Raw genomic sequence first — 22,199 nt, forward strand, 5'->3', positions numbered from 1 at the left:
CGGTTCCACCTCCTGTATTCACATATGCGCGTGCTGCCGTCAACGACGGCGTTGACTAGGATCCCCCTCTCTCCGAAAGAGTATTAGAAAATACCACACCTGAACCATGATCGACCCTGCAACCCTTCCAACCGAACCTGGCTGCTACCTATTCTCTGACGAGGAGGGAACGGTCATCTACGTGGGTAAGGCCAGGAACCTCCGGAAGCGCGTCTCAAGTTACTTCTCCCGGCACGACCTTGACCCGAAGACAGCACGCCTGGTAGACGCCATCGCCGGGATCGACTTCATCGTCACCGACACCGAGGTCGAGGCATTCATCCTGGAGAACACCCTGATAAAGAAACACCAGCCGAAGTACAACATCGACCTGAAAGATTCGAAGACCTATGCCTACATCCACATCACCGACGAACCGTTCCCACGGATCCATGTCGCCCGTGGACCCGACGGAAAAGGCCGTTACTACGGGCCGTTTGTTTCGGCAAAAGAACGTGATGATCTTCTCAAGCTTTTAAAATCGCTATTCGGGCTCCGCTCATGCCGACGCCTACCCCGGCGAGCGTGCCTGCGTGCGCACATGGGATCATGCAGCGCCCCCTGTATCGGGAGGATCGGCGAGGAGGAGTATCAGCAGAGCGTCCGGAGGGCCGAGGCAGTCCTCAAAGGTGATATCGGCGGGCTCATCAGGACACTCAGGGAGGAGATGTCGGCACAAGCGGAACGCCTCGATTACGAACGGGCGATGGATCTCCGGGACCAGATTGCTGCCCTCGAGCGGTTGCGCGAGCGTCAACATGTTGACCGGCAGAAGACCTACAACGAGGATATCATCAACTATGTCAGAAACGATGGAACCGTTTATTTGATGCTCTTCAACGTTGACCGTGGAACACTTGCCGGGAAACACCAGTACACCTTCGATGAGACTGAAGGCTTCCTCGAGGAGTTCCTGGCCCGCTACTACGCTGACAATGAACCCCCGGAGGAGGTGATCCTCCCCGAACCAGTAGATGATGCGGTCGCCACTTACCTCTCACACCTCAGGGGAGGTAAGGTCCGTCTTGTGGTGCCGCAACGGGGCGAGAAGAAAAACCTGCTCGACCTTGTCAGGAAGAACGTGGAGATCACGTTCTTTGGCGACCGGATCAAACTCGAGGAACTCAAACGCCATCTCCACCTCCCGACCCTCCCGATCGCGATCGAGTGTTTCGATATCTCCCACCTATCAGGAACGGCGATGGTTGGCTCGATGGTCAGGTTCCACTGCGGGAAACCCGACCGGCGCAACTACCGCCGGTTCCGGATCAGGACGGTCGAGGGTATCGACGACTTCGCGGCGATCGCGGAGGTCGTGCGCCGGCGCTACAGCCGGCTGAAGAGGGAGGGCGGGGAACTCCCCGATCTGATCCTGATCGACGGCGGAAAAGGGCAACTAGCAGCAGCAACTGCCGTGCTCCGGGAACTCGGGTTCGATATACCCATCGCGGCCATCGCCAAGCGCGAGGAAGAAGTCTTCATACCGGGTTTCTCCCACCCCCTGTCGCTTGACCGTCACGAGAAGGCATCACTCTTCGTCCAGGAGATCCGCGACGAAGCGCACCGGTTTGCGATCACCTACCACAGAAACCTGCGGAAGAAGATGGTGGTACCATGACCGTGTTTCAACTCACAGCGGACTTCAAACCCACCGGCTCCCAGCCCGACGCCATCCGGAAACTCACCGCCGGTATCGAGAGCGGTGAGCGGTTCCAGACGCTGCTTGGGGTGACGGGATCAGGTAAGACCTTCACAATAGCAAACGTGATCCAGAACGTCCAGAAACCAACGCTGGTTCTCGCCCACAACAAGACGCTTGCAGCCCAGCTCTACAACGAGTTCAGGTCGTTCTTCCCGGAGAACAGGGTGGAGTACTTTGTCTCATACTACGATTACTACCAGCCAGAGTCCTACATCCCGAAACGCGACCTCTACATTGAGAAAGACGCCCAGATCAATCCAAGGATCGAGCAGATGCGACTTGCCACCACCGCCTCTGTCCTCTCCCGCCCTGATACCATCGTGGTCGCCTCGGTCTCATGTATCTACGGTCTTGGGAACCCCGAGAACTTCCGGGGTCTGGGGTTCGAGTTGAAGGTCGGCGACCGGATGAGACGTGACGATATCCTACGGCGACTCGTGGAGATCCAGTTCGAGAGGAACGATATCGAACTTGCTCCCGGTCGATTCCGGGCACGCGGCGACACAATCGACCTGATCCCGGGCTACTTCAGCAACATCGTACGGATCGAACTCTTCGGGGATGAGATCGACCGGATCAGCGAGATCGATAAGACTTCCGGAGAGAGGGTCGGGACGATGGACTACTTCTTCGTCTTCCCAGCCCGCCACTTTGTTGTCCCGGAGGAGACAAAAGAGCGGGCGATCGCCTCGATCGAGGAGGAACTCGAGGAATGGCTCCCGAACCTGGGGATGTTCGAGGCGCACCGGTTGCGCCAGCGGACGCTCTACGATATCGAGATGATCCGGGAGACCGGGACGTGCAAGGGGATCGAGAACTACTCACGCCACTTTGACGGGAGGAAACCCGGGGAGAAGCCCTACTGTTTACTGGACTACTTCCCGGACGATTTTCTGATGGTGATCGACGAGAGTCACCAGACCCTCCCGCAGGTTCGGGGGATGTACCACGGCGACTACTCGAGGAAGAAGGCACTTGTGGAATACGGGTTCCGTCTTCCATCGGCGTTTGACAACAGACCGTTGAAGTTCAACGAGTTTACAGATTACATGCGAACGGTTATCTTCGTCTCGGCAACCCCGGGAGACTACGAGCTTAAACGCTCAAACGTTGTTGAGCAGATCATCCGGCCGACGGGGCTCGTTGATCCAGCGGTGGAGGTCAGGCCGATCGAAGGGCAGATCCCGGACGTTATGGCAGAGATCAGGGCCACCATCGAGCGCGGCGACCGGGTGCTGTTGACGACGCTCACGAAAAGGCTTGCTGAAGAACTCTCGGACTACCTGGCCGATCAGGGTATAAAGACCCGTTACCTCCATTCAGAGATCGATACCCTTGAGCGGACGGAGATCATACGGCAACTACGCCTTGGGAAGTACGATGTGCTGGTCGGGATAAACCTGCTGCGTGAGGGACTCGATATCCCCGAGGTTGGACTGGTCGGCATCCTGGACGCCGACAAGGAGGGTTTCCTGCGCGACGCCCGGAGCCTGATCCAGACGATCGGCCGGGCTGCCAGGAACGCGAACGCAAAGGTCGTGCTCTACGCCGACACCATGACCGACTCGATCAGGAGAGCTCTGGCGGAGACAGAGCGGCGGCGGGCGATGCAACTTGATTACAACGCGCGGCACGGGATCACACCGCAGACCATCAAGAAACCGATCCGCGAAAAAGAGGTCGATATCAAGGATATAAGGCACGTCCCGAAGGCCGAGATCCCGAACCTGGTCATAGAACTCGAGGCCGAGATGCGGGAGGCGGCGGAACGCCTGGAGTTCGAGCGCGCGATTGCCATCCGGGACATCATCCGGAGACTGCAGGGAGAAGGGACGGTAAAGAAGGCCAGGTGTTGAGAGAGCAGAGGGGGTGCCATTACTACGAGCAGGTTCACAAGAACACCTACAGACGTCCCTCGATGCGTTCAAGTGCGGGGAAAAAGACGTTTTGTAGTATTATCCTGTCATTGAGCGATAACCAGCGGCGTGACACGAGTCGGGCAAAGGCTCGGGTGAACAGGCTCTTCGCCAGGACAAGCTATCATCTCTCAGGGAGGTTCCGTGGTGAACCCCACGAAATCCATGTCGTGGTGGAACGGTTCCCCGGTGCTGATAGTTCAGAGAGATACTATAAGAATCCTTTTTACGCCGTACCTGACCCTGGAGGAATTGCCTCGAAGGGAGATTGAAGGGTATCACCCTCCTAATCCGGGCCTGCCACGTAACTTGAGCCCGAAATAATAAAAAATCGGAAAATACGCCCCGGCCGGGATTTGAACCCGGGTCAAAAGCTCCGCAGGCTTCTAGGATATCCACTACCCTACCGGGACACGAGAACGAATCCGTTTACCCTAACAACTAGCGTTGTCCTGGTTAAAAAGGATTGCTCACAGGGTTATGGGGAGAGCCAGTGTGGATACACAGGTCACCAGGAATGCTGCTGTGTATCCTTGATCCATACGACTACACGCCACCGACGCGCACCAGGATCTCCACTGTAACCTCGTTTCCAGAGAACTGGATCAGGTAATCCCCGTACCTGCCAATAAAGATCCTTTTGTGGGTGTCAACGCTGAAGCCCTTCCCGAACCCTTCCTCCGCCACGATCTTACCTGTCGCGCTGTCCCGGACGGTCACCATGAACCAGGCGTTCTCACTCGGGTATCTCTGTGTGACGACAATGTCATCTTTATCGCCATAATCACTGGTGGTATGTTTTTCGCGTGTGATCATCTTTGGTTCCACGTCGAACTCAATGATAAGCGGCGGTCTGGTCAGGTTGAATGAGTAGGCCTCTGTAGTCTGCTCAAACTTCGTCTTTTTATGATAGATGGTCACGTAAGGGTCTGTCGTCGGCAGGGCCTCAGGCAACCTGCTGAGCGTTGGCGCCGCAAGATCGTTCGGTGTCGGCGTAGGATAGGGGGTGGCGGGCGTCAGGTAGCCGGGGTTGTAACCCTGTCCGTTACCAGGTTCTTCCGTCGGAGGAATCGAACCCGACCACCCTGTATTTCCACCTGGCGGCAACTCCGCACACCCGGCAGAGGCAAGGATGATGACCAGCAGAACCGCAGCTGCCATAAAAGGTATATGGCCTACCATCATCGTAGAGGGGTTGCGCAGCAGGGTATATATGTCTTTATCAATCCTCTCGCGGTTATGAGAGTGCCTCGCTCAACCCACTACTCCATATGATAAACGCAACCAGTAACGTATATCTGCGCCTGGCGTCAATTTTTGTTGATAAAGATGAGCAAAAAGCAGGGGAAGAAAGGAAAGAAAACCGTAAGCCCGGCACAGAGGGGACAGGACGATTTAGGCGACCTTGATACCGGGATCGCCTCACCTGTACCCTCAGACGTCTCTTTGCTCGAGAGGGTCGTGAAGACAATCAGGACATCCAGGTATATCCAGATCCTCCTCGGACTGACGTTTGTCGGGTTTATACTCAGGTTCTACAACCTTGGTGGGAACTCACTCTGGCTCGACGAAGCCACAACCCTCACGTTTGCCCGGCAATCGCTTGGTGGGATCTGGGCAAGCGTCGCTGCGGGAGAGTTCAACCCACCGCTCTTTTACTGGCTGGAGCACGGGATGATTTTCTTCGGGGAGAGCGAGTTCGTGCTCAGGTTTCTCCCTGCGCTCCTTGGTGTCCTTACGATCCCCGCTATCTACCTCATTGGGAAAGAGTTCCGCGATAAAAACGTCGGGCTCCTTGCAGCAGCGCTCCTCACGTTCTCACCCTTCCACATTTTCTACTCACAGGAAGCCCGGGCCTACGCCCCGATGCTCTTCTTCTTCTCGCTTGCGCTGCTCTTCTATATAAAAGCATACCGATCAAATGAGACCCGTTCCTGGGTTTTATTCGGGATCTTTTCAGCGATTGCCTTCTGGACACACTTTTACGCGTTTGTCCCAGTCGCAGTCCTTGTCCTGCACGCGCTGATCACCCAGGTTGGGGAGATCCATAAAGATCTGGGGACCGCACGAAATATAGCACTCTCGATCGTTGTGTTCATCGTAATTACCCTTCCTCTGCTCATCGTTACGGCCGAACTGTTCCTCGTGAGGACATCATCAGCCCCAACCTACGGCATCCAGGGCGTCAACGTCATCTATCAGACGCTGCTCCAGATATCTGGATTCAACGACCTGATCATGGTGCTATTCATCATCCTCTTCTTGATCGGTGTCATCTCAACATGGCGCGAGGATAGAAATGGATCGCTCCTCCTCGTTTTCATGATGATCCTCCCGCTGGCAGCAAGCCTCCTCCTCTCCTCAAGGATGCCGATGATCCCACGTTACCTCATCTACCTCCTGCCAGTTTACTTCGTAGGCATAGCATCATCGTATCCAGCGCTCTACGCTATCGTCCGGGATAAAAGAGCAATATACCTTGCGATCACAGCGGTGTTCCTGATCAGCACGCCATTCCTTGCGACATACTACACGACGCCGCAGAAGAACGACTGGCGAGGGTTCTCTGAGGAACTCGCGGGTATGACGGTAGATGGCGATCTCATTGTAGTGTTGCCCCCCTATATGTCGCAGCCGCTCGACTACTACTACAGCAACACCACCGATGGGACGATCGAAGTTGGGGCGAATACAGGGGAGGACCTCGATGCGATCCTGGAACAATACCCCGGCCGGCGTGTGTTTTATGTGGTAACCGCTGATATCCTCGCTGTCGACCCAACGGGAGACGCTCTGGTCTGGCTTGATAAGAATGCCGAGTTTGTCGGGCAGCGTATGGGGATCTACCTCTTCAGATCGACCTAGCGAGATCAATTACCATGACCGAACGCTACGACCTCTCGGTGATCATCCCAACCTTTAACGAGGAGGAGAATATCGCCGCTATCATCGATGCGGTAAACGATGTCTGTTCAAAGAGCGGGATCCAGGCTGAGATCCTGGTTGTGGACGACAACTCAGATGACCGCACGATCCCGATCGTACAGGAGATCACCGGGCAGTGCGAGAACGTGCGCCTGATCGTCCGGATGAAAGACCATGGCCTTTCCCAGTCGGTTGTAGATGGGTTCCGGGCAGCGCGATCGGATATCTTCCTGATCATCGACGCTGACTTCTCCCACCCGCCAGAACTTATCCCCCGGTTTTACGAGGCTATACGTGATGGTGCGGATATAGCCATCGGGAGCAGGTACATGAAAGGGGGGGATATCGAGGAGTGGCCACTCAAGCGACGGATTCTATCTCTGGGAGCCACGGCGTTTGGACGTATTCTATTTCCTGAGGTTACCGACCCCGTGAGCGGGTTCTTTGCCGTACGCCGAGAGGTCGTGGACGGCGCTCCTCTCGCACCAAAGGGCTACAAGATCCTGATGGAGGTCCTCGGCAAGGGCCGGTGGCGCTCATTTGTCGAGATTCCGTTTGTCTTCAGGGACCGCGCAGAAGGGGAAAGCAAACTGCGACTGGAGACTATGCTTGATTACATCCGGCAGTGCTGTGGCATCCTCTGGTTCGCGGTCACACACCGCATCGGTCCGGTCTGGACGGAGTGGACAAAGGTTGTTAGATTCGGGATTGTTGGACTCTCGGGCATCTTTGTCAACATGGGCCTCCTTTACGTGCTGACGGAGGTTGCTGGCATCTATTACCTCGTCTCAGCAGCTATCGCGATCGAGACCTCGATCGTGAACAACTTCGTATGGAACGATCTCTGGACATTTAAATCAGAAGGGAAACTCAGGCTCAGGCGTAGACTCCACCGGTTTGTGTCGTTCCAGGCGGTCTCAATGGGTGGGCTCGCCATCAATATGCTGATACTCTACCTCCTTGTAGAGGTAGGAGGGATTTACTATCTCATCGCGAACCTTGCAGGGATCTTTGCAGCGTTTGCTTGGAACTTTATGATCAACCGACACTTCACATGGAAGAGCATATGATGGGGCTGGCCGTTCAACCCCTGTGCACCACCGACTTCGCACGCAAGCCACAGGCATAACATCGCGACCAACTTACCCCCATCACACAAATTTCTCCTGGAGATACCCGACGATTCTATCGCCTGATCTACCATCGCCAAATGGGTTCTCCCAGTTCCTCGGCCTGAGAACCATCGCCCTGGCGGCGGAGAGTATAGCCTCAGGATCCGTCCCTGCAAGTATGTTCCCTCCTGCAACGACCGTTTCGGGACGCTCTGTGTTCTTCCTCATTGTCACACAAGGTGTCCGGAGGATGCAACATTCCTCCTGGACGCCTCCTGAGTCGGTCAGGACAAGTTGTGCTGAGGCTTCAAGAAGGAGGAAATCGAAATACCCGAGAGGCTCGATGAGATGGAGATTATCTGGAACCAGCAGGTTAAACCGCTCAATCATCTTTCTTGCGCGGGGGTGAATCGGATAGAGAACCGGGACGCCAAACTCGTTGCCTACGAGTTCAATACCTTTCAGTATACCGGCAAGGTTCTCCCGCCTGTCTACGTTCTCCTGGCGGTGTGCGGTGACAAGGATGTAGCCACCCTTCTCAATGCCGAGCCTTGCAAAGATAGTCTCATCCCCTGCAGCGAGAGAGAGGTTCTGAAGAACAGCGTCGACGACGGTATTGCCGGTTACGAATATTGCTGGGTCAGGCCGTCCTTCTTTTCTCAGGTTGCAGGCAGCCGTTTCTGTCGGTGCAAAAAGAAAATCGCTCAAGTGATCGGCAACTACCCGGTTGATCTCCTCTGGCATCGAACGATCATAACTCCTCAATCCAGCCTCAACATGACCCAGAGGGACACCAATTTTTGCGGCTACCAGAGCCCCGGCAAGCACTGTGTTCGTATCACCCTGGACCAGCACGACGTCGTGGTGATCCTCAAGCAGAATCCGCTCAAGACCGGTCAGCATGCGCGCAGTCTGTGTAGCATGTGTTCCGGAACCAACCTCAAGGTTGTATGCAGCGTCTGGAAGTTTGAGTTCGAAAAAGAAGATCCGGTCCATCTCGTATGAGTAATGCTGGCCGGTGTGAATTATTGAGAAATCAACGGATCGTACAAGACATGAACGTATCACCGGAGACATCTTGACTATCTCAGGGCGCGTGCCGAGAATGATCGCAATCCTCATCAATATTTGTGGAACGAAGATGGATTAAAACAGATCGATGATATACTCTCCGGTGAAATATGGTAGGCTAAGAGTAACGGTTATGCAGGTCTCGATAGTAGTCCCCCTATATAACGAAGAAGATAATGTCGACAACTATGAACTCGAACTTTTCCCAATTGTCGACGAGATTGCAGAGAGATACAATATATCCATCGACTTTATTTTCGTTGATGATGGCAGTAAAGACCGGACCCTTGAAAAGATCAATTCGATCGCGGCGAATCGCCAGAACGTGATGGTGCTTTGTCACGAAAAGAACAGGGGGATGGGTGCAGCGCTTAAGACAGGATTCGCATACACCGCCGCCGACCTTATCATAACCATGGACGCCGATCTCACCTTCCGACCGGAAGATATACCGGCCCTCCTCGATGCATACTTTCGTGAACAGCCAGAATGCGTAGCCGGCTCACCATATCTCCAGAGTGGACTCATGGAGGAGGTAGCACCAATGCGCCTTTTTTTAAGCAAAAGTGTCAATTTCATGTATCGTATGTTGCTGCGCCAGCCCATCACCTGCGTAAGCCCGATCTTTCGACTGTATAGGGCAGAGACACTGAAAAAACTGGACCTGGAGAGTGAAAACTTCGAGATCAACGCTGAAATTATCTCAAAGTACCTCATCTCCGGCTACCGCGTGATAGAAGTCCCCGTTGAACTTCATAAACGACGGTATGGCGAATCAAAGATCAACATTCGCAGAGAGGTTCTCAACAACCTGAAGATTATGAGAAAGATCGTCCGGACGAAGTACTTTCACCGGCAATGGCGCTCGTAACAGGAAGCATATGACTGAAATAGAACAGGGCGCGGAACTCTGGGACAAGATCTGGAGCAAAAACCAGATCACAAGCGACTATAGTATCAGGTACCTCGATTTTATGAGAGATATTGAGCGGAGTCTCCCGGCAGGTTCAACGGTCTGTGAAGCAGGATGCGGCACAGGACAGACACTCCTGATCTTCTCCCCCCGACACAGGACCATCGGACTTGATATCTCTGCAAACGCCCTCAGTATCGCAAAACATAACTGCGATACCCCACTACAGGGTGATATCTTCCAGATCCCTATCCGGAGCGAGACCTGCGACCTGGTATACAACTCTGGCGTGATCGAGCACTTTCCCTACCCCGCAAACGTTAGAGCGCTATCAGAGATGGCAAGAATCACCCGAAGGGGTGGACAGATAATCGTGATAGTCCCAAACACCCTCTGTCTCTGGTACAAACTCGGAAAAGAGGTTGCTTATCGGGTTAACAGGTTTGAATTTGGATATGAGGAGGATTACTCCCCAGGACGACTTAGACGAACGTTTGGAGAGGCGGAAATAAAGGTCAAACGGTGTTTTGGACTTCAGGCAACACCGGTTCTTGCAACGAACGAGAAAGAGTTCATTCCGCTTCCAATCCGAAGGAAATTCGCAAAGATCGAGAGGTTCCTACCATTCAAGGAGTATTACAGCTATGCGGTGGGCATCGTGGGTTGCAAAGAGTAAGAGGTGATGAGCCCTGCTCACGGCATGGCCGGATGAGCACTCAGATGTCGCTCTGCGTTTCTGTTGCTTCTTCTTTGAGCATCTCTAGCGGGACGGGATAGAGGAACCAGAAGAGCAATCCTACAAGGGCGATAAACCAGTAACTGAAGACCAGGTACAGGATTGAAAAGGCAACGACCGTCTCTGGAGCGATTCCGATAATTCCAAATAGATAGAGCAGCGTGGCGTCCCTTGTTCCAATGCCTGAGATGCTGATCGGAAGTAGATCCACAACGCTGATAATCGGGATCACAAGGAACATGTAGTATCCTACATCGATGCCAATGGACATTCCAAGTAGAACTGCATAGACCACCGCCAGTAGCCAAGATGAGATCCCTGCCACAAGACATCTTATCACCTTACCGGGAGAAGCCAGAAATTGTTCAAGCCCGGAATAGAAGTCGTTGAAGTAGCCTGAAACCTGGTTACGATAACGTGTCGGGACAAAGACACTGAAGAATGGCCTGAGGATTTTTTCCATGTAATTTTTGCGAGAGATCGTATATATCCCGAAGATTATAGCCCCTGCGAGAACCAGCAACAGACCGCCGGATAGGATCTCCACGCCTCTGATGATAGAGAAGGCGATCATAGCGATGATCCCGAATGCAAAGAGGAGAACCAGATCGATTATCCTGTCGATAACAACGGTTGAGAGAGCCATCCCTGTGGTGCAGGACTCATTTCGAGCATACAGGAACCTGGCGGCATCACCTACCTTTGCCGGCGTCAGGGTGGAGAGAGAGAAACCAACTAAAAAACCAATGACACTTTGCCACAGAGAGAAACCCGAACGAATGGAATCTACGATGATTTTCCACTTTTTTGCTTTAATGACAACGATCAACCCATTGACCAGTAGAGCTGCGATCAGGTAACAATAATTGACAGATAGCAGAGCGGTGAGGATCGCCCGGGTATCGAGGTTGACAAGGATCACCACGAAAACAGCAATGCCGATGATACCTATAAGTCGTATTGGCCGTTTTGAAGGCATTTAAAAGAATTGTTGCTTTTGGAAATGATTAAAGATGTCGATCTGTCGCGCAAATGCGCAGAAGATAAAGTTAGATCCGATTTTTGAAGGGAGGGGAGATTATTTTAGCCGATGGGTAATTTTAGACCCCCCTGCAGGTTGACAAAGACTGGTGCTACCGTCATGGCAGGAGATGTGGCGCATCCAGCAACTCCTGGGAGGGAGATAAATTCTGTCTCTCTCCCTTCGGTAGGGGGTGGCCAATGCCCTGCCTGATGCAAAGAGACATTCTCTTATAGTGCATAAACAAACATTAACTCATGAGGAAAGGGAAGAAACGCTCTGCTCCGTCCTGCTCCGTTTGCGGACTGACAATACCCAATATCGAACGTTCTGATCTGATCCGCAATCTCTTCCTTCTTGGGTGCGTCTCAATCTTCACAAAATTGATGGTTCTTTTCCTTACGACCTCGGTGTTTCATTCGTTCGTTGATCTGTTTGACATCTCGGTATATTTTGGCTACGCAATGAACGTGTTGAATGGTCAGATGCCTTACATTGACTTTTCCGTTGAATACCCGTTCATGTTTCTGATCCCGGTTCTGATACCGCTCATTCCTGCCATGATTGCCAATGACGCCAACGTATATGTGGCAGGGTTTCAGGTGCTCATGGCCTTCTTTGACATTCTCACACTTTTCCTCGTGTACTTAATTGGACTGCGCATCTTCGACAGTAAACGCGCTTTCAGAGCCGCACTCCTCTATGCAACGGCTTTTGCGGCGTCATACTTCATCCTGACAAAGTATGACTCTTTCCCCACGTTCCTGCTGGTTCTCGGCACGTTCGCTGCAGTTTATGGCATGCCGGCAAGGAGTTACATCTCAACGATCCTTGGTTTCTTCACAAAGGTGTTCCCTGCCATTGCAATACCGTATCTTGTACCGTTCAATGCCAGCAGAACATCACTAAAAACAGAAATCACTACAGTGCTGAAGGTAGTCGCTGTCTGCGGCGCAATCTTCCTGATCCCCATGATCCTTCTTGTTCAGGACTGGTATAGACCGTTCCTCTTTGCCACTGGAACGGGTGTTGGGGTATATGCCAATACCGTGACGTATACACTTTATAATCTCATCAATGTGGTTCTGCACATACCAATTTCAGAGGGGGTAATCTCACTTGTAATGTATATTCTCATGATAGGGATAATCCTCCTGCTGATCCTCGTATCATGGGTCAAAGGTGTTGAGAATCCACGAAGACTGCTCGTTCTCATCGCCGTCACACTATTTATGGTGATCTTCTGCACAAAATTCCATAGTCCACAATATCTCGTCTGGCTGACACCATTTTACGCCCTGCTGCTGATCGATTCGCTCAGGAACATTCTTATGTTCTACCTGTTACAGGCCGTAGTTTACATCGAGTTCCCGATTGCCTGGGGAGTCCTTTACGTAAACAGGGGTTACGTTAATGAAATAGGGACAGTCGGCTGGTACGGTTCGCTCGCGTTCTTTATAGTCCATGCTGCAGTATATCTGGCATCGATCCTTCTTATCTTAAAGTCAGATCCAACCCTCTATGATGACACCAGATCTGCAGTCAGACAGGTAATATCAAGGATCAGGGGGATTACAAGATAGTCCAAAACAGGGTGAAGAAACGATCAACAGATGGCAGGTCGTGTTTGAGTGATCACCCAAAAGAATGAGGCAGTGTTACTGAAATGTATCGGAAGATCCATTTATGGCAATCATATACTCGCCAGAATGACGCACATTCAGTGTGCGCTCCCCCTGGCAGTCCCCACTCTGACCACCAATAACCACCTGCACCGCTGTCAACCCCTCACCACGAGTATGCCCGGATGACCCCACGGTAGATATCCACCGCTCGCCCAAGTTGTTCTATGGACACTCGCTCGTCCACCGCATGCAGGGTCGGGATCTCCCCCGGGCCGTACTCCACGACATCAAACCCCTCATCCCTGAGGTACTTAGCGTCGCTTGCAGCCCACTGGAGGAACGGCGCCACCGTCCCATAAACTCTTTCCACCTCGGCGCAGACCGTCCTGACAACCCTGGCGTCGGGGGGCGTAAACGTAGGTTCCGCCACGTCTACCTCGCGTATCACGGCATCGGGAGCATGGTCGGCTATACCGCGCCGGAGGTCATCGAGAGGGCATCCCCACGGCACGCGGATATCGAGGTCCATCCGGCACTGCTCCGCCACGATGTTTGCTTTCTCACCCCCCTCGATCCTCCCGGGGTTGAACATCACCCGTGTCAGCACGCTATCCCCTCCCTCGATTCCGAAGATCTCGCGAAAGAGGCGGGCTGACTGCCCGACAAGCGGCTGCAGGTCTTCATCGACCGGAAACTGATGGGCGTGAACTTCCCGCATGTAGGCAAGTAGATCGAACGCTGCCATAACGGCACTCTTCCCGACAAGAGGGTAAAGAGAACTGTGACCGGGTGTGCCACGAAACGAGATATCAAGCCGGTAGAGGCCTTTCTGACCGACCGCCGGGCTGGTATGTGGTGTCGGTTCTGCGATCAGACATTCACGGGGCTTGAGCAGACCCTGCGCAAGCAGCGACCGGATACCGTGCTCGCCGCCGGTCTCCTCATCGCAGACAAAGGCAAACTGGACCTTTGGCTCCAGCCCGCTCTCGATAAGATCCCGGCAGGCGACGAGGAGTGCGGCACATCCCCCCTTCATATCAGTGGCGCCCCTCCCCCAGACATAGCCACCGGCGTTCGTGCCACTGAAAGGATCGTAGATCCACTCATCCGGGATGGCCGGAACCACATCTACGTGACCGCAGAGGAGGAGTTCTGGATCGGGTTCAGTAGTGACCAGGTTGTCGCGACCATCAGGGTTGGAGACAATGCGACTCTTCACTCCGAGCGAATCAAGGAAATCCCCAATAAATGCGACGATCTCGGTTGTGTTCCCCGGCGGGTTCTCGCTCCGGATGCGGATCAGCGATGAGGCGAGTTGGGCGACATCCATGCAGTGCTCCCCTTACACTGACCTGGCTGCCGCATATTCGTCGAAGAGCCTCGCCAGCGACGAGTTCTTATAGAGCTGTTTGATAAACGCCGGTTCGAAGAATTCGTCGATAAACATCGAGAGATACTCAGCCTGAATCGGCCCTCTCTCATCGGGGTTAAGCACGATCCGGAAGCTCCTGTACTGGGCAGGATCATCCGTATCATAGATGCCTGTCCAGAGCATCGGGAGCTCTTCGTAGATCTCGGGATGCTCGGCCTTAAGCCAGTTGATGAAACCCGGGAAATGTACCCGGTCACCGACCCTCTCCTGGTCCAGACGCCACCGCATGTATTCCATGCTCATGATGTTCCTTGGCGACATCGGGTTGTAAGCGAGAATTGTTGCAGTGAAGTCGATGTGAGCGAGGGCATCGGTAAAATAGAAGTACAGAACCGGATGAAAATCGCTGGGGCTCTCCAGGATCAACGATTTGTTGTAGAGTCTCTGCGTTACGCGGGCATACTCGTTCATTTCCAGCATACGTTCTCCTGTTGGCGAGCGTGGTTCAAATAATATTCCTTTGATGCAGCAAAGAGCAGGGTGGATTAAGGGCAACGACGCCACGCATCTGCCTGGACATGGTATATCGCACCTACGTGAAATATGGCCTGCGGCGACTGACCGCTTCACGAAAGGCATCTTCAAGTTCCTTGCCGTGCTTGCCCCGAATATCGACCAGGTTATCCGTCCGGAGGAGGCAGGGCTTGAGGTTGCCATCAGAGGTCACCCGCAGCCTGTTACAGAAGGCGCAGAACTCTGTGTTATGGAGGGGCCTGACCACCTCGACCTCGGCGCCGTCGAGACAGTATTTCTTCCGGTGGTGCATCCTCCTGGTGACGACCCGTGTTGCCCGCTCGTTTAACTCCTGTTCGATGCTGTCGACATCCCCGTGGAACCTGCACTCGTTGAACTCCATCAGTTCAATAACCTGCAGGACCAGATCATGTTTTCCGCGGACAAACGCCATAAAGTCGTCTAACTCATCCTCGTTGATCCCGTCAAGCAGGACCATGTTGATCTTGACCGGGGTCAGCCCAACATGGATCGCCGCATAGATCCCTTCCAGGGCGTCGTTCAGGCAATCCTTCCCCGTGATCTGACGGTAGCGGTCGGGCCGGAGCGTATCCAGACTGACGTTCACCCGTGCAAGCCCGGCCTCCTTGAGATCCGCGGCCTTTGAAGCAAGCAGCGTCCCATTAGTTGTCAGGGATGACTCGATATCCGGCGGCACCGAACGGATGATATCGACAAGATCCTGGCGCAGGAGAGGTTCTCCCCCGGTGAACTTGACACTCCTGATGCCGAACTGCGCACCAACCTTCATCAGTTCAGCAATCTCGTCTGCGCTCATCTGCTCCTTCGGGTTTACCTCGCCTTCGGCATGGCAGTAGATGCACCGCAGATTACACCGCGATGTAAGGCTGATCCGGAGGTTGGTCACGGTTCGGTTATAAGGGTCTTTCAGCATCGTCGCATGTTCCTTTGAAGTTCTTTGCAATGATATAGGTCTCAGCACTCCCCTTCCGTGATGCTTTCGTCCTGTAACTCCTTACGGAATAGAAATGCTTCCTGACTTTGGCCACCAGATCTCCGAATAGTTCTCCCTGGAACGACTTCAAAACCAGATTTCCACCGGGCTTCAAGATTGTGCAGGCGAACGCAAGTGCATCTTCACCAAGCCCAACCGCACGCGCCTGATCATAACTCTTCTGGCCAGAGAGTTTTGGCGATGCGTCAGAGACCACAACATTGACCATTCCACCTGATTCTTGCCGGATACGCTCCTGAACAAGAGGATCGGTGAAGTCGCCGACGATGGTGATGACACCCTCCATGGGTGCGATGGGGTTTAGATCAACGCCTATTATCCTGCCGTCGGTCAGATCGCGAAGCACCTGCAACCAGCTTCCAGGCGCCGCCCCCAGGTCAACAACGTTATCATCGACCCTGATAACACCATTGCGCTGCTGGATCTCCAGCAGTTTGTAGGCGGCCCGAGCCCTGTAGCCTGACTGCATAGCCTTGCGATAGACGCTGTCCTTCGTCCACTGTGAACCCATTGATAGACCCCCACCTGATTACGACGGTCGGTTGATTGCACCGTGTGCATCATCAAGGAGATTATGTATAATGTTTGGTGCAGTTAACTATGAATGATGCGGTAATAGAATTACGGAGTGTGGAGCCCATCGAATACAATGCCCCCTGGGTTGATAAACCCCTCCCCCGGGGGGGTTTGTGGAACATGTCTCGCCTCAGACCGCCCTTTTATCTATCCCTCTTCTTATCTGCGACTCTCCATAGAGACCGGGGGTGTGAGGAGGCTTGTGATCTTCAATATTTACTGTAACTTTGCCATGAAATCCCGTTTTGCACCCCCGATGTGGCTTCCAACCACCAATCGCCACTCACTGCCACCCAGGAGGAGGGGTTGGCCGGCGAAATGTTTGCCAGGGGCGAGTTGATGTTTCTCGCGAATACTGCCGGGAAAAAGTGGCGGATTTGTTGATCAGAATCGCTGGATCACGGGCCAGGTATCGGATCACGAAAGTCTCGCTGACGCCCATGTCCTGGGCCCCACACAGATTTTGATCGTAAAGGACTATTATGAGTAAAGGAGACTATATACTCTCAACGAGTGTTGTAAGGGGTCATAATGTTAAAGGCAACGATTGATGCAGAAATATTCCGGGAGTCTATCGACGCTATCGCCGCGCTGGTGACAGAGTGCCGGTTGCACACGGAAGAAGACAGGATCTGGACGCGCTCCGTCGATACCGCAAACGTGGCCATGATCTCCATGGAACTCCAGAGCACCGCATTCGCATCGTTCTCAGCGACAGGCGGGGAACTTGGCCTGGATGTCGCGAAGTTGAAGAACATCCTGGCGATGGTTGGTAAGGGCGATGCGCTGACCCTCCAATCGCGTGACGACGATAGGAAACTGGAACTTATCTTCGGCGGTTACCGATACTCTCTCACACTTCTGGATATCAACACCCTCCGGAAAGACCCAAACTCTCCGGCGGTCGAACTCCCGGGGAGGGTCGTGATCCCTGGAGAGACGCTCAACAATGCCATCAAGGCCGCAAGCGTCATCTCCGACAAGATCGCGCTCGGGATCGACCCCGAATCCATGACCTTCTACATGGAAGCCGAGGGGGACACCGACCACATCAAACTTGCGCTCAGCGAGGATGAGTTAATCGCCTTAAACCCGGTCAGATCCCGCTCCCTCTTCTCGATCGATTATTTAAAGGATATGGGCAGGGTTATGGCGCGCGCAGAGGAGGTCGAGATCCACCTGGGCATCAATCACCCCGTCCGGTTTGTCTTTGAGATCGCGGACGGTAGCGGCCGTGTCGAGTACCTCCTTGCCCCCAGGGTCGAGGCCGATTGATGGATATTCTACTCGATCGAAAAGAACTAACCAAATATCCATTTTTAAAAGAATCACAGCAGTTGGCCCGGCAGCACGTTGAATCACTTGAGGCGTTCCTCGCAAGCAGTGCGGGTGCTGTGGCACTTGAAAGAGCGAAGGAACGGATCATCACTGCGCTAAGGTTCGGGCGAGAGTTTCAGGATGACGCCGCACGGAGCCTCAGCCCGGAACTCGAGATCGCAAGTTATGCCCTTGCCCGTATAATTGTCTCGTGCATAGGCGACCGATCGCTTATCGACCGCCTTGCACGCTACGAAGCTGACCGGTCATCATTCTTCCTGGCATCCGAAGAAGCGGAGGTGCGTCGTTTCGTTGCCCTGCGGCTACAGATCGACCCCGACGCCAGAAGCATGCCGGTCACCGACTACGTGGGACTGACCGCCCGTCTGCGGGATAAGCGCTGGAGGCTCGTCAACAGGGATGTCCAACGGGGGTTTGTAGGTATAGAGCCTGGCGAGATCGACGAACTGATCAGGGAACGGATCCGGGCGATCGTCGCCGATAACCTCCCGCTCAGGATACCTGCCGGGATATGCGAAACCCTGGCGGCGGTGGCTGGCGAGATCACCGCACTCCAACAGCAACAGATACTCGAAGAGTTCGGGGAGATCCAGGAGGAGGCGTTTCCGCCATGCATTGGCACTCTCCTCCAGGCGCTCACAGCAGGAACTAACCTGACGCACATGGGACGGTTTGCCATTACATCGTTCCTCCACACTATCGGTATGAACATAGCCCAGATAGCGGAAATTTTCGCGCAGGCACCCGACTTTGACCCGGATATGACCATGTACCAGGTAGAGCACATCTCCGGCCGTGGCGGTACCGAGTACACCCCGCCATCCTGCGCCACGATGCGCACCTTCGGCCTTTGTGTCAACCGGGATAAGGACTGCGAGCGGGTCAGCCACCCCTTAAGTTACTACCGACTCAAGAAGAGTGGTGCAAAAAAACAGTTTTAACATGCGGGGGTGAAGGGGGTGGAGCAGGAAGCACCGCCCGCGAGGCGCGGCGTTGTTCACACGATCATTCGGTCGATCAGGTAACCTGCTATACCGAGTGAACTTATGAAGACCACCAGCGCAGCAACGTAGGCAAGCCCCTCCATCCCCGCCATAAGATCGGGTAGCATTACCAGCAGCAGGACAAAGATCACAAAGCACACCAATGCCGCCAGCACTTCAAGAACCCGTATATTCATGTATTGATGTGGAACAGATGCATGTATATCTCTATCCCTGCGGCTGGATGCGACCCACATCCTTATCCAGGGCGACCGACAACTTCTCACGCATGGAGAGAGAGGAGGCCATTGACCTGCTTCAGCGCTACGTGACGTCGCAGTCGCACATCGTGCACAGTCACGCCACAGCGGCCATCATGAAGAAGGTCGCGGGGTACCTCGGTGAAGATGCGGATACGTGGGAGATCATCGGTCTCCTGCATGACATCGACTACGATCTTGTTGGTGGGAAGATGGACCGCCATGGTATCGAAGGTCACCGGATCCTGATCGAGAACGGCGTCCCGGAGGACATAGCGGAGATTGTAAGGCGCCACAACCACATACTCACATCAGGTTACGAGCGCCCTGTCGAGGTTGCGCTCCAGGCTGCTGATAGTGTTTCGGGCCTCATCATTGCCTGCGCCCTTGTAAAGGGCGGGGCGATCGACGATGTCACACCGAGAACCGTTAAGAAGAAGTTCAAAGAAAAGTCTTTTGCCGCCGGTTGCGAGCGCGAACGGATCCTGCTGATCGAGTCGCTCATAGACATTGAGACCTTCTATCTCCTAGCGATCGAGGGGCTCAAGGAGGCGCGTGCGGATCTCGGGCTTGCATGAATGCAGTCGAGGTAAGATTCATACAGGTGATCTCGATATGACACAGGAAGATCGCGAAAGGATCATCGGGGTGCTGAGGGAATCTGTACAGTTGCTCGTCGAGCATATGGACGCGCGACTCATCCCCGAGGTTGGGATGAATATAGTCTACGCCCTGCCAGATGCGCGGAGCAGAGAGGATGTGGCAGGTGTTATGGGACGAATCGTCAGGCTTGGTGACCATGTTCACCCCGTCGGGGAGATCGCGTTCGGCGCAAGCGACCATATGGCAAGGGTTGTCCTGACTGCCATGCGCTTCGATCCGAGTATACGTAGCGCGACAAACATCCGTTTCTCGGAGGATATTCTTTCCATACTCGATACACTTCTCTTAGAGGTCTGCTCTTTTGAGCGGGGGAAGGAACCACCTGGCGTTCAGACGATGGACTGGGGTGTAGCCTCCTGCTGCAGGGAGGGTGTACCTGATGTCATATATGACCGCGGGGCCGTCGGGAAAGAGCCAATGATCAGGCTACTAGGAGAGGATCCGGTCGCGGTAGCACAAAATATTCTTAAACTGTCGAATCGCATAAAATATGCACAATTATAAAGGGAGATCCATATGGGTATAAAACCGTCATATATCAAGAACCTCGGCGAAGAACTCCTCGTCAAGCACCAGGGAAGGTTCAGCAAGGATTTTGAAGAGAATAAGCAGGCTGTAGCAGGGGTTGCCGTGATCGAGAGCAAGAGGGTCAGGAACCAGGTTGCCGGGTACATCACACGAAAAATAAATAGAAGGAAGCGGTAAATCTCACACATGTTTGAGGGAGTCCTTCCGGCAATCATAACCCCATTTTTCCGTGACTCAAATATGAGTCTCGATCTTGAGGGGCTTGAGTCCAACATAGAGTCGCTTCTGCAACGTGGCGTCCACGGCATAGTGCCCTGTGGTTCAACCGGCGAGTCAGCAACACTCACGTTCGAGGAGCACGAGACTGTTATCGCAAAGACGGTTGAGGTTGTTGACGGCAGGGTGCCCGTGCTTGCGGGAACAGGATCTAACAGCACGGCTGAGGCCATACGCCTGACCAGGTCAGCAAATGACGTCGGCGCAGATGGCGCGCTTATAATCAGCCCCTATTACAACAAGCCAAACCGTTCAGGGCTGATCAAGCATTTCACAAAACTCGCTGACATCGATCTACCGGTCGTCATGTACAACGTTCCGGGCCGGACAGCGCAGAACCTTCAACCAGACCTTGTAGCAGAGCTTGCAGAACATCCAAACATCGTCGGGATCAAAGAGGCAAGTGGGGATATCACCCAGATCTCCCGCATCATCGAAGAGACACAGGACGATGACTTCAGTGTTCTCTCAGGAGATGATGCAATGACCCTCCCAATCCTTGCCCTTGGAGGTGCAGGTGTGATATCAGTCGTCGCGAACGTTGAACCCGGGCTGATGGTGGAGATGTACGAGTCGTTCAGCGCCGGTGACCTTGCCCGCGCGCAGGACCTGCACTACAACCTCTCACCACTCATGCGCGCAATGTTCATCGACACAAACCCAATCCCGGTAAAAAAGGCTGTGGAACTCCTCGGGATGGCTGGAGGACCCCTTCGACTACCACTGGATGACCTGGATGCGCCCAGGACGGAACTCCTGAAGGGGGTGCTTGCAGCCTATGGTCATTAAGGTGGCTATATCCGGCGCACTCGGGCGCATGGGCGGCACTGTCGGTCGGATAGTCAACGAGGCCCAAGACCTCGCTCTGGTCGGCGGGATAGATGTCAAGAAGGGAAACCTTTTCGGGACAGAGGTTGTCCCGGCAACGGAGATTGATGCGTTCCTCAAGGAGAAGAAGCCCGACGTTCTCATCGACTTCTCCGTTGCGGCTGCTGCGGTTGAGAACATCAAAGCGGCAGCAAGAAACAATGTGGCACTGGTAGTTGGGACGACAGGTTTCTCGCCCGTCCAGCGGAAGGAGATCGAGAGCGCCGTCGAAGGAAGCGTCCCGGCGGTGATATCGAGCAACTTCTCGGTCGGTGTCAACATCTTCTGGAAACTTGTGGGGGAAGCCGCCCGACAGCTGGGTGATTACGATATCGAGGTCACGGAGGCACATCACCGCTACAAGAAGGACGCACCGAGTGGTACAGCCAAGACTATCCTCGAGATCCTGGACCACGAACTCGGGGAACGCGAGAAGGTCTACGGTCGCGTCGGTGCAACCGAGCGAAAAGATGAGATCGGCGTTCATGTGATCCGTGGCGGGGATATAGTCGGCGACCATTCCGTTCTCTTCGCAGGCAACTTTGAGTGTATCGAAGTCTCACACAGGGCATACGATCGTGCGGTATTCGCACAGGGCGCCCTCCGAGCAGCACGCTGGATCGTCGGCAGGGAACCGCGCATCTACACCATGCAGGATGTCCTTGGGTTGTGACTGGTGAGTGAAGTTTATTTTGGGTGGCATCGTAAAAATTAAGTACATTTGGAG

The 22,199-nt window shown here is 54.0% G+C and carries 22 protein-coding genes and 1 tRNA gene; 14 read left to right on the forward strand and 9 right to left on the reverse strand.

The window, feature by feature from the left end:
• Nucleotides 1-106: 106 nt before the first annotated feature.
• Both uvrC and uvrB read left to right on the forward strand, forming a co-directional pair.
• Nucleotides 107-1,657 (forward strand): excinuclease ABC subunit UvrC, encoded by a 1,551-nt coding sequence (gene uvrC, locus QMC91_RS02420; protein WP_300234819.1) that lies wholly within the window; start codon nucleotides 107-109, stop codon nucleotides 1,655-1,657.
• Nucleotides 1,654-3,597, forward strand: coding sequence for an excinuclease ABC subunit UvrB (gene uvrB / locus QMC91_RS02425; RefSeq protein ID WP_300234822.1), 1,944 nt, complete (start codon nucleotides 1,654-1,656; stop codon nucleotides 3,595-3,597). The genes uvrC and uvrB overlap by 4 nt, the downstream gene beginning before the upstream one ends.
• A 401-nt stretch (nucleotides 3,598-3,998) precedes the next feature.
• On the opposite strand, the gene QMC91_RS02430 is transcribed toward uvrB, so the two are convergent.
• Both QMC91_RS02430 and QMC91_RS02435 read right to left on the reverse strand, forming a co-directional pair.
• A tRNA-Arg gene (locus tag QMC91_RS02430) sits at nucleotides 3,999-4,070 on the reverse strand.
• 133 nt (nucleotides 4,071-4,203) lie between these two features.
• Nucleotides 4,204-4,842: a hypothetical protein gene (locus tag QMC91_RS02435; RefSeq protein WP_300234825.1), complete on the reverse strand. Its 639-nt coding sequence runs from the start codon at nucleotides 4,840-4,842 to the stop codon at nucleotides 4,204-4,206.
• Between the two features lie 144 nt (nucleotides 4,843-4,986).
• On the opposite strand from QMC91_RS02435, the gene QMC91_RS02440 reads away from it, so the two are divergent.
• Nucleotides 4,987-6,522 carry a glycosyltransferase family 39 protein gene (locus QMC91_RS02440; RefSeq protein ID WP_300234828.1) on the forward strand — a complete coding sequence of 512 codons (1,536 nt, stop codon included), beginning with the start codon at nucleotides 4,987-4,989 and terminating at the stop codon, nucleotides 6,520-6,522.
• A 14-nt stretch (nucleotides 6,523-6,536) separates the two neighbouring features.
• Entirely contained in the window at nucleotides 6,537-7,652 is a 1,116-nt protein-coding gene (locus tag QMC91_RS02445) for a glycosyltransferase family 2 protein (RefSeq protein ID WP_300234831.1), read from the forward strand.
• 81 nt (nucleotides 7,653-7,733) lie between these two features.
• On the opposite strand, the gene wecB is transcribed toward QMC91_RS02445, so the two are convergent.
• Nucleotides 7,734-8,816 (reverse strand): non-hydrolyzing UDP-N-acetylglucosamine 2-epimerase, encoded by a 1,083-nt coding sequence (wecB, locus tag QMC91_RS02450; RefSeq protein WP_300234834.1) that lies wholly within the window; start codon nucleotides 8,814-8,816, stop codon nucleotides 7,734-7,736.
• Between the two features lie 82 nt (nucleotides 8,817-8,898).
• Here wecB and QMC91_RS02455 point away from each other — a divergent pair, with 82 nt between their 5' ends.
• Both QMC91_RS02455 and QMC91_RS02460 read left to right on the forward strand, forming a co-directional pair.
• Nucleotides 8,899-9,636 (forward strand): glycosyltransferase, encoded by a 738-nt coding sequence (locus tag QMC91_RS02455; protein ID WP_300234837.1) that lies wholly within the window; start codon nucleotides 8,899-8,901, stop codon nucleotides 9,634-9,636.
• Between the two features lie 10 nt (nucleotides 9,637-9,646).
• Entirely contained in the window at nucleotides 9,647-10,354 is a 708-nt protein-coding gene (locus tag QMC91_RS02460; RefSeq protein WP_300234840.1) for a class I SAM-dependent methyltransferase, read from the forward strand.
• Between the two features lie 40 nt (nucleotides 10,355-10,394).
• Here the strand turns inward: QMC91_RS02460 and QMC91_RS02465 are convergent, their stop codons facing one another.
• Nucleotides 10,395-11,393: a lysylphosphatidylglycerol synthase transmembrane domain-containing protein gene (locus QMC91_RS02465; RefSeq protein ID WP_300234843.1), complete on the reverse strand. Its 999-nt coding sequence runs from the start codon at nucleotides 11,391-11,393 to the stop codon at nucleotides 10,395-10,397.
• Between the two features lie 299 nt (nucleotides 11,394-11,692).
• On the opposite strand from QMC91_RS02465, the gene QMC91_RS02470 reads away from it, so the two are divergent.
• The gene (locus QMC91_RS02470) at nucleotides 11,693-13,018 is read left to right on the forward strand and encodes a hypothetical protein (protein ID WP_300234846.1); all 1,326 of its coding nucleotides are present in this window, start codon (nucleotides 11,693-11,695) and stop codon (nucleotides 13,016-13,018) included.
• A 205-nt stretch (nucleotides 13,019-13,223) separates the two neighbouring features.
• Here QMC91_RS02470 and QMC91_RS02475 read toward each other — a convergent pair whose 3' ends face one another.
• From QMC91_RS02475 to QMC91_RS02490, 4 genes are all read right to left on the reverse strand, one after another.
• The gene (locus tag QMC91_RS02475; RefSeq protein WP_300234850.1) at nucleotides 13,224-14,390 is read right to left on the reverse strand and encodes a M20 family metallopeptidase; all 1,167 of its coding nucleotides are present in this window, start codon (nucleotides 14,388-14,390) and stop codon (nucleotides 13,224-13,226) included.
• 12 nt (nucleotides 14,391-14,402) lie between these two features.
• Nucleotides 14,403-14,912: a hypothetical protein gene (locus QMC91_RS02480; protein WP_300234853.1), complete on the reverse strand. Its 510-nt coding sequence runs from the start codon at nucleotides 14,910-14,912 to the stop codon at nucleotides 14,403-14,405.
• 112 nt (nucleotides 14,913-15,024) lie between these two features.
• Nucleotides 15,025-15,900, reverse strand: coding sequence for a GTP 3',8-cyclase MoaA (moaA, locus tag QMC91_RS02485; protein WP_300234855.1), 876 nt, complete (start codon nucleotides 15,898-15,900; stop codon nucleotides 15,025-15,027).
• Nucleotides 15,881-16,492 (reverse strand): RlmE family RNA methyltransferase, encoded by a 612-nt coding sequence (locus QMC91_RS02490; protein ID WP_300234858.1) that lies wholly within the window; start codon nucleotides 16,490-16,492, stop codon nucleotides 15,881-15,883. The genes moaA and QMC91_RS02490 overlap by 20 nt, the downstream gene beginning before the upstream one ends.
• 596 nt (nucleotides 16,493-17,088) lie before the next feature.
• Here QMC91_RS02490 and QMC91_RS02495 point away from each other — a divergent pair.
• Both QMC91_RS02495 and priL read left to right on the forward strand, forming a co-directional pair.
• Complete coding sequence (locus QMC91_RS02495; RefSeq protein ID WP_300234860.1) at nucleotides 17,089-17,832, forward strand: DNA polymerase sliding clamp; 744 nt, start codon at nucleotides 17,089-17,091, stop codon at nucleotides 17,830-17,832.
• Nucleotides 17,832-18,836 (forward strand): DNA primase regulatory subunit PriL, encoded by a 1,005-nt coding sequence (gene priL, locus QMC91_RS02500; protein WP_300234863.1) that lies wholly within the window; start codon nucleotides 17,832-17,834, stop codon nucleotides 18,834-18,836. The genes QMC91_RS02495 and priL overlap by 1 nt, the downstream gene beginning before the upstream one ends.
• 56 nt (nucleotides 18,837-18,892) lie before the next feature.
• On the opposite strand, the gene QMC91_RS02505 is transcribed toward priL, so the two are convergent.
• Nucleotides 18,893-19,075 (reverse strand): hypothetical protein, encoded by a 183-nt coding sequence (locus QMC91_RS02505; RefSeq protein WP_300234866.1) that lies wholly within the window; start codon nucleotides 19,073-19,075, stop codon nucleotides 18,893-18,895.
• Between the two features lie 47 nt (nucleotides 19,076-19,122).
• Between QMC91_RS02505 and QMC91_RS02510 the strand changes: the two genes are divergently transcribed.
• From QMC91_RS02510 to dapB, 5 genes are read left to right on the forward strand one after another with little or no spacing between them, the layout of a single operon-like run.
• Complete coding sequence (locus QMC91_RS02510) at nucleotides 19,123-19,716, forward strand: HD domain-containing protein (protein WP_300234869.1); 594 nt, start codon at nucleotides 19,123-19,125, stop codon at nucleotides 19,714-19,716.
• A gap of 37 nt (nucleotides 19,717-19,753) precedes the next feature.
• Nucleotides 19,754-20,305, forward strand: a complete 552-nt coding sequence (locus QMC91_RS02515) for a thiamine-phosphate synthase family protein (protein WP_300234872.1) — start codon at nucleotides 19,754-19,756, stop codon at nucleotides 20,303-20,305.
• Between the two features lie 12 nt (nucleotides 20,306-20,317).
• On the forward strand, nucleotides 20,318-20,506 hold the full coding sequence (locus QMC91_RS02520) for a 30S ribosomal protein S17e (RefSeq protein WP_300234876.1): 189 nt from the start codon (nucleotides 20,318-20,320) through the stop codon (nucleotides 20,504-20,506).
• A 9-nt stretch (nucleotides 20,507-20,515) separates the two neighbouring features.
• The gene (gene dapA / locus QMC91_RS02525) at nucleotides 20,516-21,394 is read left to right on the forward strand and encodes a 4-hydroxy-tetrahydrodipicolinate synthase (protein ID WP_300234879.1); all 879 of its coding nucleotides are present in this window, start codon (nucleotides 20,516-20,518) and stop codon (nucleotides 21,392-21,394) included.
• Nucleotides 21,384-22,145 carry a 4-hydroxy-tetrahydrodipicolinate reductase gene (gene dapB / locus QMC91_RS02530; RefSeq protein WP_300234882.1) on the forward strand — a complete coding sequence of 254 codons (762 nt, stop codon included), beginning with the start codon at nucleotides 21,384-21,386 and terminating at the stop codon, nucleotides 22,143-22,145. The genes dapA and dapB overlap by 11 nt, the downstream gene beginning before the upstream one ends.
• The last annotated feature ends 54 nt before the right edge of the window (nucleotides 22,146-22,199 follow it).

The organism is Methanoculleus sp. (assembly GCF_030019085.1).
GTDB lineage: Archaea > Halobacteriota > Methanomicrobia > Methanomicrobiales > Methanoculleaceae > Methanoculleus.

Coding starts and splice junctions, on each gene's coding strand:
- uvrC (WP_300234819.1), top strand. CDS start 107: ATGATCGACCCTGCAACCCTTCCAACCGAACCTGGCTGCTACCTATTC.
- uvrB (WP_300234822.1), top strand. CDS start 1,654: ATGACCGTGTTTCAACTCACAGCGGACTTCAAACCCACCGGCTCCCAG.
- QMC91_RS02435 (WP_300234825.1), bottom strand. CDS start 4,842: ATGATGGTAGGCCATATACCTTTTATGGCAGCTGCGGTTCTGCTGGTC.
- QMC91_RS02440 (WP_300234828.1), top strand. CDS start 4,987: ATGAGCAAAAAGCAGGGGAAGAAAGGAAAGAAAACCGTAAGCCCGGCA.
- QMC91_RS02445 (WP_300234831.1), top strand. CDS start 6,537: ATGACCGAACGCTACGACCTCTCGGTGATCATCCCAACCTTTAACGAG.
- wecB (WP_300234834.1), bottom strand. CDS start 8,816: ATGAGGATTGCGATCATTCTCGGCACGCGCCCTGAGATAGTCAAGATG.
- QMC91_RS02455 (WP_300234837.1), top strand. CDS start 8,899: ATGCAGGTCTCGATAGTAGTCCCCCTATATAACGAAGAAGATAATGTC.
- QMC91_RS02460 (WP_300234840.1), top strand. CDS start 9,647: ATGACTGAAATAGAACAGGGCGCGGAACTCTGGGACAAGATCTGGAGC.
- QMC91_RS02465 (WP_300234843.1), bottom strand. CDS start 11,393: ATGCCTTCAAAACGGCCAATACGACTTATAGGTATCATCGGCATTGCT.
- QMC91_RS02470 (WP_300234846.1), top strand. CDS start 11,693: ATGAGGAAAGGGAAGAAACGCTCTGCTCCGTCCTGCTCCGTTTGCGGA.
- QMC91_RS02475 (WP_300234850.1), bottom strand. CDS start 14,390: ATGGATGTCGCCCAACTCGCCTCATCGCTGATCCGCATCCGGAGCGAG.
- QMC91_RS02480 (WP_300234853.1), bottom strand. CDS start 14,912: ATGCTGGAAATGAACGAGTATGCCCGCGTAACGCAGAGACTCTACAAC.
- moaA (WP_300234855.1), bottom strand. CDS start 15,900: ATGCTGAAAGACCCTTATAACCGAACCGTGACCAACCTCCGGATCAGC.
- QMC91_RS02490 (WP_300234858.1), bottom strand. CDS start 16,492: ATGGGTTCACAGTGGACGAAGGACAGCGTCTATCGCAAGGCTATGCAG.
- QMC91_RS02495 (WP_300234860.1), top strand. CDS start 17,089: ATGTTAAAGGCAACGATTGATGCAGAAATATTCCGGGAGTCTATCGAC.
- priL (WP_300234863.1), top strand. CDS start 17,832: ATGGATATTCTACTCGATCGAAAAGAACTAACCAAATATCCATTTTTA.
- QMC91_RS02505 (WP_300234866.1), bottom strand. CDS start 19,075: ATGAATATACGGGTTCTTGAAGTGCTGGCGGCATTGGTGTGCTTTGTG.
- QMC91_RS02510 (WP_300234869.1), top strand. CDS start 19,123: ATGCGACCCACATCCTTATCCAGGGCGACCGACAACTTCTCACGCATG.
- QMC91_RS02515 (WP_300234872.1), top strand. CDS start 19,754: ATGACACAGGAAGATCGCGAAAGGATCATCGGGGTGCTGAGGGAATCT.
- QMC91_RS02520 (WP_300234876.1), top strand. CDS start 20,318: ATGGGTATAAAACCGTCATATATCAAGAACCTCGGCGAAGAACTCCTC.
- dapA (WP_300234879.1), top strand. CDS start 20,516: ATGTTTGAGGGAGTCCTTCCGGCAATCATAACCCCATTTTTCCGTGAC.
- dapB (WP_300234882.1), top strand. CDS start 21,384: ATGGTCATTAAGGTGGCTATATCCGGCGCACTCGGGCGCATGGGCGGC.